Here is a 16,136-nt window from a genome sequence, read left to right on the forward strand (position 1 = left end):
GACAACGGGAATTACGGGGCCGTGTTCTCGACCGCTTCTGGCGTGGCCACCTGCAGACCCTCCGGCGGCAGCGGCTGCGGCACGCACACGGCTTGGCTCCACGACAACCCGTACGCATCCGGCGCCTCGGGCATGCGGTAGTCGATGCGGCAGCGCCGCTTGCCATCGGGGTCGACGATCAACGCGCCGCTGTCCTGCGCACCGCGCAGCTGGATCACCCCGCCCTGCCCGACTGCACCGGCCGGCGTGCCGTCTTCGGTCTGCACCACCGCCGCAAATGGCAACGGCTGGCCCAGCGCGTCGGTGGCGTCGATGAACAGCGTGCGCTCGCGGCGCACCTGGAACGGCACGCGCACGATGCCACCGGCGGTGGGTGCCACACGCTGCGAGGTCTGCAGCAGCTCCACCTCGATCGGCAGGCCGGAGGGATCCAGGTCGATGGTGTTCCAGCGATAGGGGCTGATGTGCGGCAGCAGCGCGTAGCCGTTGCGCGCCACGTGCAGCTCAGTGCTGCTGCCGATGCGTGCGCCCTGCGCACCCGGCGCCTGCACCAGCGCGAAGCCCTCGCCCACGGGAGCGCCCAGGTTCAGGCCACCGCCATGCAGCACCACGCTGCCCGACGCACCCAGCGACAGGCTGCGGTAGTCACCGCTGCGGCTGTAGCCGGCGTTGAGGTTGCCACGGCTGCCCTGCCATGCGGCATACGCGCTATGGCTGCTCTGGCCGTTGCCCTGTGCCCCGGACAGGCTGTAGTTGAGCGCGCGCGACTCGCCCAGGCTGCCGGTAATGCCCAGCTGTGACTGCCGCCCGCTGTCGGCCTGGCTGAGCTGGGTGCTGGCACGCGGTGCGTTGGCACTGCGGCCCAGCGGCACGCTGAGAGTGAACGCGTAGCGCGTGTCCTGGCGGCCATCGCCCACGCGGAAGCGCAGCGCGGACACGCCGTAGTTGACCCGCCCCAGCGTGCTCTGGAAGCCGAGCTGGAACTCGTTGCGGCGTCGGGCGCTGTCCCAATAAGACACATGGCCGCCGCTGAGATACAGGTTGCTGCGCTGGCCCACCCGCTGCGAGAAATTCACCTGGTAGCGCTGGCGGGCGCGCTGGCCGTAACCCCAGTCGTCGCTCTGCGTGCGTGCCACATCGTTGAGGCTGAGGAAGCCGCGCGTACTGTAGCGATACGCGGCCAGGCCGAAGTTGGTACCGGTGCGCGCCACGTAACGTTGGTAATTCACGCGGAAGCTGTTGCCGGTGGCGGTGTCGTTGCCGCGCAGGCGGGCGCGCGAATGGGTGACATCGGCACCGAATGCACCGATGGCCGTGTTGACCGCAGCACCGGCGAGCAGGGCGCGATAGTCCTCACCCAGCTGCGCGCCACCCAGCACGGTAAGCCGGTTGTTCAGGCCGCGCGCGTAGGTGCCCTCGGTGAAGCGCAGCGCCTGCAGCGTGTTGCCGGTGTCGCGCAGCTCGCCGGCGGTGACTGCGAAGCGCGACGACCCAGCGCGCAGCGCCTGCGGTACAGCGGAGAAGTTGACGCTGAAGCGTTGCACGCGGCCATCGGCTTCGGTAACGCTGACGTCCAGATCGCCGCCGAAGTTGGTGGGATACAGATCCTCGATGGTGAACGGGCCCGGCGCCACATTGCTTTCGTGAATGATGCTGCCGTTCTGGCGGATGGTGACCACCGCATTGCCTTCGGCAATGCCCTGCACCACCGGCGCATAGCCGCGCAGCGAATCGGGCAGCATGCGTTCGTCGCTGGCCACGCGCACGCCAGTAAACGGCACGCTTTCGAACAGCTCGCCACCGGTGTTGCCCTGGCCCAGCAGCAGCTGGCTGTTCCAGCGCGGAATGTCGCGCTGTAGATGGCTGCTGATGACCTCGTGGCGGGTGCCTTGGCTGCCATGGGTGAACGACGCGCGGTGGCGCAGGCGCCATGCGCCCAGGTTCAGGCCCGCCTGAAGGCCGAGGTAGCTGCTGTCGCTGCCCTGGCTGCGGTAGTGGTTGGCGCTGTAATCGATGAAGGCAGCGGTGATGCCGTCGTCGCGCAGTTCGGGTGCCACGAAGCCACGTGCGGCGATAGCCTGTGCCGCCTGCGGAATGCTGAGGGACAACTTCAGCTCGCCACTGTCAAAGGTGCTGTTGGCGCCCTCCACCAGCGCTGGCAGATTCACGCAGGTGCTGTCTTCGGCGGGCAGTGCCTCCAGGAACGCAGGCTTCAACGGCAGCCCGCGTACCAGCGCCGGTGACAGGCACGCCACGGCAATCTGCGGATCGTCTTCGATGACGAAGCGGATGTCCTGGCTGCGCAAGAACTCGCCGTTCACGTGCAGGTCCACCGCGTAGTCGCCAGCCGGCAACGGATTGCCGTTGGCGTAACGCGCCATGTCGATGGCTTCGCCGCCGATCAGGAAGCCTTCGCTGAACTGCATGGGACCCGCGGGCGTTGCCGTTGCCAGGGCAGGCGTGCTGGCCAGCAGGGCGAAGGTGATTGCCTGGGCAAGACAGTGGGTGCGGAACGTGGCACGGCGGGGCGCTGCTGGATTCGCGGGGGGCAACTTCATCGAGGACGATAGCCGGTGCCGAAGCAGCGGCATGAGGAAGGGGAACCGCAGGCTAGAGGCTGCGGCACATGCTCCCCATCCAAAAAGTTGCAGATCGGCCCAGGCACCGCTGTATTGCAATTCGTTCGATGCCAAAGCGCCGGTTGTCATCTCGCATCAGCCGCAGGGATGCCGTCTTCCGGATCTGTAGTGAGCGAGCTTCATCACGCATTTGCAACTAATTCCATTCTGCAGCTGGAAGCACGCGTCGAAACTGGCCGCACTGCCTGCCATGGGCGGTCATTGCGTGTCTTCATTCCACTAACGAGAACCATCATGTCCCTGACGCTCCGCCTGCTGTCCCTGTCCATCGTCGCCGTTACGGCGCCCTCGGTATCCGCCGAATCGCTGGAAATCACCGGTGAACTGATGACCTCCACCTGTTCGGTGGGTTCTAGCGGCGGCACCATCACCGTGCCGATGGGCAAGGTGGACCTGGCCTCGGTCAACGCCAGCGCCCGTGCCGGCCAGAAGAACTTCACCATCGCCCTGGACTGCTCGGGTTCGGGTGCGTCGCAGGATGTGGGTGTGCGCTTCGGCGGCACGCCCGACGGCAGTACCGGCAACCTCGCATTGACCGCCGCATCGACCGCCACCAACGTGGGCGTTGCGCTGTACGACGCGGCCGGTAACCAGCAGAAGATCGGTGAGGACCCGGCCGTGTGGGTGACCATTGCCGCCGGCGGCAGCGGCCAGCTGGACTACAGCGCGTGGTACGCCTCGCCGGCAACCAACGCTACCGCTGGCACCGCCAATGCTTCGGGCGACTTCGTGGTGCTCTACAAGTAATCCGCTTCCGGCAGGCCAGCACCACGCTGTGCTGGCCTGCACTTTGCAATGAGGTTGACCATGAAACTCCGCGAAAATACGTGGATATGCGCGCTGCTGGCCGTGTCGGCGGCGCTGCCGGCATCGGCTGCGGTGACGCTGCAGGGCACACGCATCGTTCACGATTCCAGCAAGGGCCGCGACGTGACAGTCAGGGCGAGCAACGTGGGTGAACTGCCGGCGATGACCCAGGTGTGGATCGATGACGGCGACAGCCAGTCGCGCCCAGAGAATGTAGGCACGCCCTTCCGGCTGACACCGGCCGAGCCAAGGCTGCTGCAGCCGAAGCAGGGCCAGGCATATCGCGTCACCTACGCACCGCGCCCGTCGGAGGCGCCGCTGCCGACCGATCGCGAATCGGTGTTCTATTTCAACCTGCTGGATATTCCACCCAAGCCCAGCGATGCCAGTGGCAAGAACCTGCTGCAGTTCGCGGTGCGTACGCGGGTGAAGCTGTTTCATCGACCCGCCGGGCTGCCGGGCAATGCACGCGACGCAGCAGCCACGCTGCAGTGGACTGCCGATGGTGATGCGCTGCAGGTACGCAACCCGAGCGCGTACCACGTGTCGTTGAGTTCATTGACGCTGGCCGATGGCCGCAGCGTGGACGTGGATATGATCGCGCCGGGGGCACAGGTACGCTATGCGCTGCCGAAAGGTGCAGCGATGCCCGCAACGGTGGCGTTCAAATGGCTGGATGATTACGGCACGCCCCGTGAGGCCGAGGCGCGCGTTGATCGGTAAACGTAGATCGGGCTTCCGCAGTGCTCCGGCAATGACTTGCACTGAGGATGGCATACGCGTCACGCTGCACGCCACAGCCTCACAACCCAGGTTCGCACCATGGCGTCACCCCCGGGCTCCGTGCTTGCCACCCTGCAAGGCCTGCAGCGCCGGCTGCTGTTCGGCGGCGGTGCCATCTTGACCCTGCTTCTCCTGGCCGCCGGCTGCGCGGCGCTGTGGCTGCGGCTGGAAACGGTGCACCTCAACGAGCGCGAGGCGCTGCAGCGCGGCCAGCAGACGGTGGATCGCTACATTGGCGAGCGCAGGCGGGCCTACGTGGCCAGCTTGAACACCAACGCCACGCTGTGGGCTACCCAGCAGACCGCACTGGTGGCCGGTGGCACGCCTGTTGTTGCCCGCTTCTCAGCGCAGGATGGCCAGGCCGGTGTGGTGGCACCCGGCGTCCTGTCGGTCCCCTGGCTGGCGCTGTCCCCGCGCGAAGGCCGTCTTCCGCCACAGGCGGAGGCGGCTTACCTGGGCATGGTGCAGACCTATTCGGCATACATGGCCGCAACCGTGGCCGCGCAGGATTCGCCCACTTCCTTGATCTCCTTCGCCTTCGAACCGGAAGGGCGCCTGTTTGCGATCGCCGGGCTGCATGATGAAGCGCAGCTGCTGCAACTCATGAAGGTGCCTACCCGTGAACAGGCACTGGCCGCGCTGGCACAGACCGCCGATGCCGGCTGGCAGTCAGCGGGTGCGGAGTCCGAGCTTCAACTGGCCAGCGGCCAGCTGCGCGCCTACTTCGGCCGCAATCCGTTCACCGGCGAGGATGCACTGGTCACCCAGATGCGCCTGCGCAGCAATGGCGTCCCCTTCATCAACCGGCTGACGTTTGAACCGCTTCAAGGCCTGCGCGAGCGGTTGGAGGAGGCCAGCCCGGGGATGTGGGTGGTGCTGGACCGGCAGCGAAACGATGTTCTGCGCAGCGCTGCGGACGCTGCGATTTCCGGGCCTGCGCTGCGCGCCGCGCCATCGCCCCGGCCTACGCTATTGGCACTGCCTGCCGGCCGTGCCTTCGTGATGTCCGCACCCTTGCAGGGCATCGACTGGACGCTGCTGCGGCTCTACCGCTGGACCGACATCTGGGCGGCGCAGCGGACCTATCTGCTCGGCGGTGGGCTGGCCCTGGCCGCCCTGCTGGCCGCACTGTGGACGCTGTTGCTGCTGGTGGACCGGCGCGTGCTGCGGCCGGCGCTGGAAGAAGCCGCACGGGTGCATGAAAGCGAAGCGTTGAGCCGCACGCTGATCGAAACGTCGCCGGTCGGCCTGTGCCTGCTCGACCAGCAGAGCGGGCAGGTGATCCTGCACAACCAGGCACTGGAGCAGCTGATCGGCGACACCACCGGCAACCTGTTGGACGCACTGGTCGGCCGCCTGGTGCAACGCGTTGACGGCCAGGTACACGGGCAGCTGTTCGAGGCGCCGTCCGCGGACGAGCACGGTCCATCGCGCTACCTGCAATCCATCGTGGCCGCCGCGCGCTACCAGCGGCGGGCGATCTGGGTCTGCGCGGTGACCGATGTGACCGCACAGACGGAAACCCAGCAGCGCCTGCTGGATGCACGGCGTCATGCCGAACAGGCCCAGCACGATGCCGAGGCCGCGGACCAGGCCAAGACCGCCTTCGTGGCAATGATCAGCCATGAAATACGTACCCCTTTGAGCGGCGTGCTCGGCCACCTTGAACTGCTTGCCCGCCAGACCATGCCGGCGGCGGCGCACGCGCATGTCACGCGCGCGCGCAGCGCGGCCGATGTGCTGCAGGGGCTGGTAAACGACACCCTGGATCTTTCCCGCATCGAAGCCGGGCTGATGACGCTGGAACCGGCGCCCTTCGATCCGCGTGCGCTGCTGCAGCAGACCGCGACACTGTTCGAGCCACAGGCCACCGCGAAGGGCCTGCGCCTGGAGCTGCACATCGGCGATGCACTGGGGCCGGCCTACGTGGCCGACGCAGGCCGCGTGGCGCAGGTGATCAACAACCTGGTGGGCAATGCGGTGAAGTTCACGGCATCGGGAATGGTGGCGGTCAGCGTTGATGCCTCGCTGCGGCCCGATGGCAGCGAGTGGCTGCACGTGGAAGTGCGCGATACCGGCCCGGGCATCGATGCGGAGGCGCAGGCCGTGTTGTTCAAGCCGTTCGTGCAGGTCGGTGCCGGTTCGGCACGGCAGCACGGCGGCAGCGGCCTGGGGCTGGCCTTGTGCCAACGCTTCGCCGAACTGCTCGGCGGCACGCTCGGCGTGCGCAGCACCCCGGGTGCCGGCAGCGTTTTCCACCTGGACATTCCGGCACGCCGGACCACCGCCGTGGCAGGCACGCCGCCACGGCCGGCGCCTGTCGAGCGCGCGCATCCCTCGCGCGGCCACGCGTTGTTGGTGGATGACAGCGTGATCAGCCGCGACGTGACGCTGGGGCAACTGCATGCGCTCGGTTGGCAGGTCACCCTCGCGGCCGACGGCGAGGAGGCGTGGCACCGCTGGCGCGCGGGCCGGTTCGACATCGTGCTGACCGATCTGAACATGCCGCGCCTGGACGGATACGGGCTGGCCCGGAAACTGCGTGCGGATGACTCCTCCATCCCCATCGTCGCGCTCACCGCCAATGCGATGCCCGAGGACGCGCAGCGCGTACGCGAGGCCGGCATGTCCACGCTGTTGCTGAAGCCGCTCGACCTGGCGTCGCTGCAGGCCGCGCTGCATGGATTCGACCTCGATCGCTCGGCACAGGCACCCTTACCTCCGGTGGTGAGCGAGGCGGTTCAGCGGCAGATGCGCGAGGCGTTCCTGCAGACCGCGCATCGCGACTACGCGGCGCTGACCCAGGCGCTGGACAGTGCCGACGCACCGGCCATGATCGATCAGCTGCACAGCTTCGCCGGCGCGCTGGTATTTCTGGGAGAAGCCCAGGCAGCGCGCAGCTGCCAACAGGCCGAACAGGCCCTGCGCAGCACCGGCGCGACAGATGCGGCGTCGAAGGCGATCGTCATTGAGGCTATCGCGTTGATCGCGGCGAGCATCGAACGTCAGGTTGCCGCGCAGCAGCAGGCATGACCTGCGTGCTCAGCCGGCGAAGTGCTCGTACCCGCTGGGGCCGTCGTGGCCTTCGGTATGCACGCCCTGCCCTTCCATGATGCGGCCGATGCGGGTGATCGGCAGATCCAGCGATTCGGCAACGAAGTGCAACGCGTCGCGCTGGTCGGCGGCGGCGGTGAAGCACAGTTCGTAATCGTCGCCGCCGCGCAGCGCGCACTCACGGGCAGCATCGCGGCCCAGCAGTTCGCGCAGCGCCGCTGACATCGGCAACGCATCGGCATCGACTTCGGCGCGCACACCGCTGCGTGCCGCGATGTGACCAAGGTCGGCCAGCAACCCATCGGAGATATCCACGGCCGCATGCGCGAACGCACGCAGGCGCAGGCCGAGGGTGACGCGCGGGGTCGGCCGCAGCAGACGCAGGCGCAGGGTTTCGTAGTCGGCCAGCAGCGTGGCGGTGGCCACGTTCAGCGCACCCTGCTGCCATAGCCGCAGCGCACCGGCAGCGTCGCCGAGGGTGCCGCTGACCCAGATGTCATCGCCAATCTGTGCGCGATCACGACGCAGCGCCTGGCCGCGCGACACCTGCCCCATCGCAGTGACCGACAGCGACAGCGGGCCACGCGTGGTGTCGCCACCAATCAAGGCGATATCGTGCTGGTCGGCCAGTGCGAAGAAACCGTCGGCGAAGGCCTCGATCCAGTCTTCGCTGGCTTCCGGCAACGACAGCGCCAGCGTGCACCACGCCGGGCGCGCGCCCATCGCGGCGAGGTCGGAGAGATTCACGGCCAACGTCTTCCAGCCGATGTCGAACGCCGGTGTTTCGGCCGGGAAGTGCACGCCGCTGTTGAGCGTATCGGCGGTGACCACCAGCTGTTCGTTCGGGCGTGGCTGCAGCAGTGCGGCGTCGTCGCCAATACCGAGCACGATGTCGTCGCGCTCGGCGGTGCGGGCGCGGATGCGGTCGATGAGGGCGAATTCAGCCAGGGACATGGGGCGTTCCCGTGGGGGTGGCGGCGATATCGGGGATCGGTGCCAACCAGGGTTGGCACCCACCAGAAGCGGAGTCAGGGCCGGTATCGACCCAGCAGGTCACGGCCCGTCCAGGACGAGCAGAACCGGGTCAGTGACCCGATTCGACCTTGCGCCATTCCACGGCGGCACGATCCAGCACGCCGTTGACGTAGGTGTGGCCGTGTTCGGAACCGAAGCGCTTGGCCGATTCGATGGCTTCGTTGATCACTACGCGGTAGGGCACATCCAGGCGGTAGCGCAGCTCGTAGGCGGCCAGGCGCAGCACCGCGCGTTCGATCGCGTCCACTTCTTCGATGCCGCGGTCCAGGTACGGGCCGAGGGCTTCGTCGATGTCACGGCGGTTGTCGAGCACGCCGTGCAGCAGTGCCTCGAAATACGCCAGATCGGCGATTTCACGGGCCTGCTCGTGGGCGAACTGGGCGATCAGCGACTGGGCGTTGCCGCCGGAGATCTGCCAGGCGTAGATGGCCTGCACGGCACGACGGCGGGCGCGCGAGCGCAGCACCGGATCGACGCCATCGCGGCGGACGGGTTTACCGGAGGGCTTGCCCTGGGTGTTCTTGTTCATGGCAGCTGCTCCAGAAGATTGACCATTTCCAATGCGGCGAGTGCGACTTCCTCGCCCTTGTTGCCGTGGCTGCCGCCTGCGCGGGCCTCGGCGTCTTCAACGCGTTCCACCGCCAGCACGCCGTTCAGCACCGGCACGCCGAAGTCCAGCTGCACGCGCATCAGGCCTTCGGCGCAGCGGTCGGCCACGTGTTCGTAGTGGCGGGTATCGCCACGGATCACGCAGCCCAGGGTAAGGATGGCGGCGTGTTCATGGGCGGCAGCCAGGCGCGCGGCCACCAGCGGCAGCTCCCAGGCACCCGGCACGCGGATCACGTCGATGTTGGCTTCGGTGATGCCGTTGCCGGCCAGGCTCTGGCGGGCGCCAGCGACCAGCGTATCGGTGATGCGGGCGTTCCAGCGGCTGGCCAGGATGGCGAAGCGCGCCGATTCGGGAGTGCGAAGATCGCCTTCGTAGTGGCTCATATGCGGCTTGGGGGACTCGATAAGGGGGTAATTCTAGCGTGGATGGGCCCCGGCCGTGGCTGGCGGGGGCCTGGGGAACCCGCCGGGCATGGCCCGGCGCTACCGGATTAGGGGGCGCCGGGGTAGCGCCGGGCCATGCCCGGCGAGCGCAGCGGGCGCGTTACGGGGCCACCGTCTCCACCACTTCCAGGCCGTACCCGGCCAGGCCGATCTGGCGGCGTGGGGTGCCCAGCACGCGCAGCTTGCCCAGGCCCAGGTCGGACAGGATCTGCGCGCCGGCACCGTTGCGGCGCCACTGGCTCACGTCCTTGTCCTTGCCCGGCACCACCGGCGCCGGCTGCTGGCGCAGGCGGGCCAGCAAGGCTTCGCCATCACGCGGGGCCTGCAGCACCACCATCACGCCACTGCCTTCAGCATCAATCGCACGCAGGGCATCGGTGGCGGCCACGCCGAAATCGTCGCGGCGCCAGTGCAGCAGGTCGGCCAGCGGGTTTTCCACCTGCACCCGCACCAGGGTGGGGGTGTCGGCATCCGGCGTGCCACGGACCAGGGCGAAATGCAGGTCGTGGGCGATGCGGTCGCGGTAGGTGACCAGCTTGAACGGGCCGAATTCGGTCTCGATCTCGCGCTCGTCCACGCGTTCGACGGTCTTTTCGGTGGCCAGGCGGTAGGCGATCAGGTCGGCGATGGAACCCATCTTCAGGCCGTGCTCGCGGGCGAACACTTCCAGCTCCGGGCGGCGCGCCATGCTGCCATCCGGGTTCAGGATCTCCACCAGCACGCCGGCCGGTTCCAGCCCGGCCAGCATGGCCATGTCCACGGCGGCTTCGGTGTGGCCGGCGCGGGTCAGCACGCCGCCCGGCTGGGCGATCAGCGGGAAGATGTGGCCAGGCTGGTGCAGGTCCGACGGTTTGGCGTTGGGTTTCACCGCAGTGCGGATGGTGTGGGCGCGGTCGTGCGCCGAGATACCGGTGGTGACGCCCTCGGCGGCTTCGATACTGACCGTGAAGTTGGTCTGGAACTGCGCGGTATTGGCCTGCACCATCGGCGCCAGGCCGAGATCGGCGGCGCGGGTGCGGTTCAACGGCAGGCAGACCAGGCCACGGCCATGGGTGACCATGAAGTTGATGTCGCTGGCCTTGACCAGCTCGGCGGCCATGATCAGGTCGCCTTCGTTCTCGCGGTCTTCGTCATCGACGATGACGACCATGCGGCCCAGACGGATGTCTTCCAGGATGTCCGGAATCGGGGCGAAATTCATGCGGCATCTCCCTGTGGGTGCTGACCGTTGGTCGGCACACTGATCAGGCGCTCCACATAACGGGCGACCAGATCGATTTCAAGATTGACCGCGCTGCCTACGCCTGCGGCGGAGAAGGCAGTGTTGGCCACCGTGTGCGGGATCAGGGCGACGTCAAACCCTTCATCGTCCACTTCGTTGACCGTGAGGCTGACGCCATCCACGCAGATCGAGCCCTTCTTGGCGATGTAGCGGCGCAGCGAGGCCGGCGCGGCGAAACGCCAACGCTGGGCACGCGCGTCTTCGTGGATGGACAGCACCTGGCCGAGGCCGTCGACGTGTCCGCTGACCAGATGGCCGCCGAGGCGGTCGGTCGGGCGCATGGCACGTTCGAGATTGATGACCGCCCCTTCGCCCAGCTGGCCCAGCGTGGTCAGGCCCAGGGTCTCGGTGGAGGCATCGGCCTGGAAGCTGCTGGCGTCGAATGCGATGACGGTGAGGCAGACGCCGTTGATGGCAATGCTCTCGCCCATCTGCACGTTGTCGAACGGCAGATTCCCGACATTGAAGGTGAAGCGGACATCGCCGCCGATGGATTCGCGTGCGGCCAGACGGCCGACGCCTTCGATGATTCCAGTAAACAAGAAACGTTCTCCGCGAAAAGTGAGCGAAAAACGCCGCAAGGCAAACAGGCACGCGCAGGGCATGAGCCCTGTGGCACCGTCTTCTTTCATCCGGACTATGACCGTCGGCTCCGGCATTGGACCGGATCTGCTGACCCCCGGCCGTAGGCCGGGGCGCTCGCGGGCTCGTGCTTGCGCACCTACCGCCGGTGGGGAATTGCACCCCGCCCTGAAGACGTTTGTGTACCGGCGAACCGGCGTGGCTAGTGTACCAGCCCGGGCTGAACGGGGTCGGATGCCACAGCTGTGACGGCCGTCGCTCGCAATTTGTAAAACTTTCATTAAAATTCCACCCCGGACGACATGAGGTCGCCACGGGCAGCCCGCTGGGGCAGGCCCGCCAAAGGACTGAAATTCACAGGAATTCCCATGCGCAAGATGCTGATCGTGGCCGCCCTGCTGGCCGCCGCCCCGCTCTCGGCTTCGGCCGACGCCCTGAGCTACACCTACGTCGAAGGTGGTTGGACGCAGGTCAAGGTTGACGACAACGCACTGGACGACCCGAAGGTCGACGGCGGCTACCTGCGTGGCTCTGTGGCCATCGCCGAACAGGTCTACGTGTTCGGTGGCTGGTCGCGCACCAGCAAGACCTACCATTACAGCGACGGCTCGCTGAAGCTGGAACTGAATCAGCCGGAGCTGGGCATCGGCTACCACATGCCGTGGACCGACCGCCTGGACTTCACCGCCGATATCGCCTGGGTGCGCCAGAGCGCTGAACTGACCGACCGTTACGACGGCTACAGCGACCGCTACAAGGACCACACCAACCTGGGCCGCGCCACCCTGGGCATCCGCGGCAAGCCGTCGCGCATGACCGAAGCCTGGGCCAAGGCCGGCTACATGGACGGCGGCAACAACTTCAAGGGCACCTGGGTCGGCACCGTCGGCGGCCAGATCAACTTCACCAGGACCTGGGGTCTGGTGGGCGAGATCTCCGGCTACCGTGACGTCACCCAGTACTCGGCCGGCGTGCGCGCCAGCTTCTGATCCAACGATCGCTCCTCGTCGTGCGATCGAACGGGCCCCGCAAGGGGCCCGTTTTTTTGGCCGGGGTACACCGCCATGTGACCTCTGGCCGCCATCGAAAGTAGCGCTGGATGCGCTAGGCTTGCGCGCCTCTGGAACAGGAAAACACCGTCATGAAGACCCCCACCCGTACCCTTCTGGCCAGCGTGCTGCTGTGCGCCCCGCTGATTGCCAGCGCTGCACCGGCCCAGCTGACGCCCGAGCAGGCCTTCGACCTGTACGCACGCGTGCTGCTGGAAGACGACGCGGCCGCCACGCGCACGCTCAACGACGCACTGAAGCCGGCGTTCGAAGGCCAGGACGCCGTGACCCCCAACCCGGGTGCGCTGGCCAAGGCATTGGCCGAGCCGTGGCAGACCGTGCTGGCCAGCGCCGGTGACAAGTCCGACGCTGCGGCCACCGAAGTGCTGTATGCCAAGGCGCTGCGTGATTCGAAGTGCCGCGCGACCAAGAGCGTGGTCGAAGACAACGAATACGTCGAAGACCAGAAGCTGGCGCGGATCACCTACAGCTGCCAGCTGCCCGACCTGGGCAAGGTCCGCCCGCTGTTTGCCGCCAGTCTCGCGTCTGATGCCAGCCCGGCCGCGCGCAAGCAGTTCACCGATGCCTACACCCAGGCACTGCAGAGTGGCGTGCGCGTGCCGGTCAGCGGCACCTTCACCCTGTACCCGGCCAAGGACAACGGCTACTGGTACAGCGGTAATTTCGATGATCTGGTGGGCACCGTAGCCGGTGCGCTGGCGCCGTTCGAGGACTGGATGCAGGATGCACAGGCCGCCAGCGCGCCGAAAGTAACCGGCGTACCGGGCTGCGACCTGCTGCTGCAGCAGCACCGCGCCTGCGTGGCGAAGATCGCGCCGGAGCAGATCAGCGGCGTGGATGCGATGGCCGAGGAACTGAAGGCCAAGGCGCAGGTGCAGTCGGCCGAGGAGATGACGCAGGAGTGCAAGGCACTGCGCCCGATCGCCGAGATGATGTGGACCGACGAATGCGCGTGAGGTGGTAAGCGGTAGCGCCGGGCCATGCCCGGCGGTTCCATCCCACGACATGCGCCGGACAATGCCCGGCGCATGTCATTGCGCTACGACCGCAGCAACAAGCGGATGTCCTCACCCACCTGCCGCTGATCCACCACGTGCAGCCGCCGCTGCTGGTCCATCGCCTCGATGCCGAGGCCGGCCAGCAGCGGACGACCGTTATCGCCCAGCAGCGTGGGCGCCTGATACAGCAGCAGCTCGTCCACCCAGCCGCCGCGCAGCAAGGCACCGGCCAGCGTCGCGCCGGCTTCGGTATGCACTTCGTTGATGCCACGCTCGGCCAGCAGGGCCAGCACCGCACCAAGATCCAACCTGCCACCACTGCCCGGGACGCTGGCAAATTCGGCGTCGGCCGCATCCGGTGCGCTTACTGCTGCGTCATGCAGGTACAACGTCGGCGCCCCACCCTCGCGCACGCGGCTGCACTCCAGCGAGCGCAGGCGTGAATCAAGCACCACGCGCAGCGGTGGCATCACCTCGGTATCGGCCAGGCGCACGGTCAGCATCGGGTCGTCGGCAATCACGGTGTCGGCGCCGGTCAGGATCGCACCCGCACGTGCGCGCCAGTGCTGCACGTCTTCGCGCGCGGCCGGGCCGGTGATCCACTTGGAGCTGCCATCAGCCATCGCGGTGCGGCCATCCAGACTGGTGGCCAGCTTCACCCGCAGCCACGGGCGGTTGCGCTCCACGCGCGACAGGTAACCCTTGTTGAGCTCGCGCGCCTGTGCCGCCATCAGCCCTTCGGCGACGTCGATGCCGGCATTGCGCAGCAGATCGAAGCCACCGCCATCGACCTTCGGGAACGGATCGCGCATCGCCGCGACCACACGCGACACGCCCGCTTCGATCAGTGCCAGTGCACACGGTGGCGTGCGCCCGTAGTGCGCGCAGGGTTCCAGGGTGACGTAGGCGGTGGCGCCACGGGCGTCGCTGCCGGCCTCGCGCAGCGCGAACACTTCAGCATGCGGGCCACCGGCGCGCTGGTGCCAGCCCTGCCCGACCACGCGTTCGCCATGGGCGATCACGCAGCCGACCATCGGGTTGGGGCGGGTGGTGTAGGCGGCACGCTCGGCCAGGCGCAGTGCGTTGGCCATGTGCAGGTGGTCGAGGACGGAGAACGGGGTGGTCATGCGGCCATGGTAACGCCGCCGGTGTGCATCCATGCCATTGGTGCCAACCAAGGTTGGCATCTACCGGGGCAGAGGCGGTCAGCCCTTCTTCTTCTTGGTCAGGGCAATCACGTCACCCAGCAGCTGCAGCTGTTCGGTACTGGACGGCAGGTCGCGTTCCAGCTTTTCGATCTCCTCGCGGAAATCGGCCACGTCCTCGAAGCTGCGGTAGACCGAAGCAAAACGCACATAGCCGACGTGGTCGAGCTTGCGCAGTTCGTTCATGACGAACTCGCCGACCTTGATCGAAGGCACTTCGCGCTCGCCGCTGATGCGCAGCTGGTGAACCACCGCACGCACGGCCGCCTCGATCTTGTCTTCGGCCACCGCACGCTTCTGCAGCGCGCGGTCGAAGCCAGCGCGGACCTTGCGCTGGTCGAACGCCTCGCGGGTGCCATCGCTCTTGACGATGGCCGGCAGCTTCAGCTCAACCGTTTCCAGGGTGCTGAAGCGCTCGCCACAGGCTTCGCATTCACGCCGACGACGGATCGTCGCGCCGTCTTCGGAGACGCGCGAGTCGATGACCCGGGTATCGGCATGTTGGCAGAAGGGGCAATGCATGGAACGCCTGGCTCAGGGAAGTACCTATTGCCACGGTCATGGCAGCGTCGCAAAGGTACCTGAGAAAGGGCCCCGCAGCAAATGCTGTCTGCGCGGAAGTGCCTGCATTTCGGCCGAACAGAGCCTCCAGCGCGGTCAGCGCTGTGCGCTCAACCGGGTGCCGGCGGCACCGAGGCTGCGCGTGCCCAGCGCAGCCACACCAGGTGCCCGGCCATCACCAGCAACGGTGGGCCAAAGCCGAGGAAGGCCAATGTCGAGATCTCCCCGTGCTTGAAGGTGAAGTACAGCGTGGCGGCAACCACGGCCAATGCGGCCAGCCCCCCCAGCGCCAACCCCACCCAGGCGACAACCGGGGAATCGCGCAGGCCGACAAGGCCACGCCTCAGGAACAGGCCGCTCAGCCACAACCACGACAGCAGGCCGATGATTCCAGCCGTCGACCACAGCAGCAACAGTGTGTGCTCGTCGCCTGTCAGGTACTTGCCATCCCATACGACCATCAGCCCCAGCACGGCACCCGTGCCGCCTGCCGCCACGGTGGGCAGGCCTGCCAGCAGGCCGGCGATCGCCATCCAGCGTTTGTGCAGACGCTCATCCATGCGTTCGATGTCCTTCCATGGGCCACGTCATGCGCAGCGTTTGATCCACACCAGCATCGCAGCCGGCACCAGCATCGACGGGCCCAGCAGCAACAGGGTGATGCCTTCGGCGTGCACGGTGACGCCCCACCACAGCGCCAGCCCCAGCGGGGGCAAGGCGGCGAGACCGCCCGCCAGCAGCATCCACCACCAGAGACGGTGCACGTGCAGCCCGGCACGCCCCTGCATCAGAAAACCCGCACTGAGCCACAACCAGGCCAGGCAGCCGGCAATGCCGGCCAGGCCCCACAGCGGCATCACCGTCACCGAGGCCAGCGTGCCGTGACCGAACTGGCCCAGCCCCATCAGCAGCAGCATGGTCGCTGCCGCGCCGCCCATCACCAGGCTGGGCAGGCCAAGCAGCACCGCCAGGGCGGTGTACAGATACTTGAGGTGGCGCTCATCCATGCGCGGTTACTCCAATGCTGGGGTCAGAGCCCTTCCCTGCGGGAAGGGATCCGACCCCAC

At 67.3% G+C, this 16,136-nt stretch carries 15 protein-coding genes and 1 riboswitch; of the genes, 5 read left to right on the top strand and 10 right to left on the bottom strand.

What is annotated here, in order from left to right; translation table 11 throughout:
- Positions 1-11: 11 nt before the first annotated feature.
- Complete coding sequence (locus AC5P6E_RS10625; RefSeq protein WP_495230940.1) at positions 12-2,558, bottom strand: fimbria/pilus outer membrane usher protein; 2,547 nt, start codon at positions 2,556-2,558, stop codon at positions 12-14.
- 315 nt (positions 2,559-2,873) lie between these two features.
- Here AC5P6E_RS10625 and AC5P6E_RS10630 point away from each other — a divergent pair, with 315 nt between their 5' ends.
- From AC5P6E_RS10630 to AC5P6E_RS10640, 3 genes are all read left to right on the top strand, one after another.
- Complete coding sequence (locus AC5P6E_RS10630) at positions 2,874-3,386, top strand: fimbrial protein (RefSeq protein ID WP_495230941.1); 513 nt, start codon at positions 2,874-2,876, stop codon at positions 3,384-3,386.
- Between the two features lie 60 nt (positions 3,387-3,446).
- The gene (locus tag AC5P6E_RS10635) at positions 3,447-4,169 is read left to right on the top strand and encodes a fimbrial biogenesis chaperone (RefSeq protein WP_495230942.1); all 723 of its coding nucleotides are present in this window, start codon (positions 3,447-3,449) and stop codon (positions 4,167-4,169) included.
- 99 nt (positions 4,170-4,268) lie between these two features.
- Positions 4,269-7,262 (top strand): ATP-binding protein, encoded by a 2,994-nt coding sequence (locus AC5P6E_RS10640; protein WP_495230943.1) that lies wholly within the window; start codon positions 4,269-4,271, stop codon positions 7,260-7,262.
- A 9-nt stretch (positions 7,263-7,271) separates the two neighbouring features.
- On the opposite strand, the gene thiL is transcribed toward AC5P6E_RS10640, so the two are convergent.
- The 5 genes from thiL to AC5P6E_RS10665 form a co-directional block, all read right to left on the bottom strand.
- Positions 7,272-8,237 (bottom strand): thiamine-phosphate kinase, encoded by a 966-nt coding sequence (thiL, locus tag AC5P6E_RS10645; protein WP_495230944.1) that lies wholly within the window; start codon positions 8,235-8,237, stop codon positions 7,272-7,274.
- Positions 8,238-8,367: 130 nt separating this feature from the next.
- Positions 8,368-8,847: a transcription antitermination factor NusB gene (gene nusB / locus AC5P6E_RS10650; protein WP_005408062.1), complete on the bottom strand. Its 480-nt coding sequence runs from the start codon at positions 8,845-8,847 to the stop codon at positions 8,368-8,370.
- Positions 8,844-9,311: a 6,7-dimethyl-8-ribityllumazine synthase gene (gene ribH, locus AC5P6E_RS10655; RefSeq protein ID WP_010481977.1), complete on the bottom strand. Its 468-nt coding sequence runs from the start codon at positions 9,309-9,311 to the stop codon at positions 8,844-8,846. Before ribH ends, nusB begins: the two co-directional genes overlap by 4 nt.
- Positions 9,312-9,471: 160 nt before the next feature.
- On the bottom strand, positions 9,472-10,572 hold the full coding sequence (ribB, locus tag AC5P6E_RS10660) for a 3,4-dihydroxy-2-butanone-4-phosphate synthase (protein WP_197654990.1): 1,101 nt from the start codon (positions 10,570-10,572) through the stop codon (positions 9,472-9,474).
- Positions 10,569-11,195, bottom strand: coding sequence for a riboflavin synthase (locus tag AC5P6E_RS10665; protein ID WP_049482085.1), 627 nt, complete (start codon positions 11,193-11,195; stop codon positions 10,569-10,571). Before AC5P6E_RS10665 ends, ribB begins: the two co-directional genes overlap by 4 nt.
- 74 nt (positions 11,196-11,269) lie before the next feature.
- Positions 11,270-11,415, bottom strand: a riboswitch (FMN riboswitch).
- A 188-nt stretch (positions 11,416-11,603) separates the two neighbouring features.
- Between AC5P6E_RS10665 and AC5P6E_RS10670 the strand changes: the two genes are divergently transcribed.
- A complete protein-coding gene (locus tag AC5P6E_RS10670) occupies positions 11,604-12,224 on the top strand; it encodes a hypothetical protein (protein WP_010481980.1) in 621 nt (206 codons plus the stop codon).
- A gap of 152 nt (positions 12,225-12,376) precedes the next feature.
- The gene (locus AC5P6E_RS10675; RefSeq protein WP_495230945.1) at positions 12,377-13,261 is read left to right on the top strand and encodes a hypothetical protein; all 885 of its coding nucleotides are present in this window, start codon (positions 12,377-12,379) and stop codon (positions 13,259-13,261) included.
- Between the two features lie 83 nt (positions 13,262-13,344).
- On the opposite strand, the gene ribD is transcribed toward AC5P6E_RS10675, so the two are convergent.
- The 4 genes from ribD to AC5P6E_RS10695 form a co-directional block, all read right to left on the bottom strand.
- Positions 13,345-14,430, bottom strand: a complete 1,086-nt coding sequence (gene ribD / locus AC5P6E_RS10680; protein ID WP_197654989.1) for a bifunctional diaminohydroxyphosphoribosylaminopyrimidine deaminase/5-amino-6-(5-phosphoribosylamino)uracil reductase RibD — start codon at positions 14,428-14,430, stop codon at positions 13,345-13,347.
- A 78-nt stretch (positions 14,431-14,508) separates the two neighbouring features.
- Positions 14,509-15,030 (bottom strand): transcriptional regulator NrdR, encoded by a 522-nt coding sequence (gene nrdR / locus AC5P6E_RS10685; protein ID WP_010481984.1) that lies wholly within the window; start codon positions 15,028-15,030, stop codon positions 14,509-14,511.
- 149 nt (positions 15,031-15,179) lie between these two features.
- Positions 15,180-15,629: a hypothetical protein gene (locus AC5P6E_RS10690; RefSeq protein WP_262102794.1), complete on the bottom strand. Its 450-nt coding sequence runs from the start codon at positions 15,627-15,629 to the stop codon at positions 15,180-15,182.
- Positions 15,630-15,656: 27 nt separating this feature from the next.
- Entirely contained in the window at positions 15,657-16,076 is a 420-nt protein-coding gene (locus tag AC5P6E_RS10695; protein ID WP_061478417.1) for a hypothetical protein, read from the bottom strand.
- Positions 16,077-16,136: the final 60 nt, after the last annotated feature.

This window comes from Stenotrophomonas sp. YJH_SMC_16 (assembly GCF_059367875.1).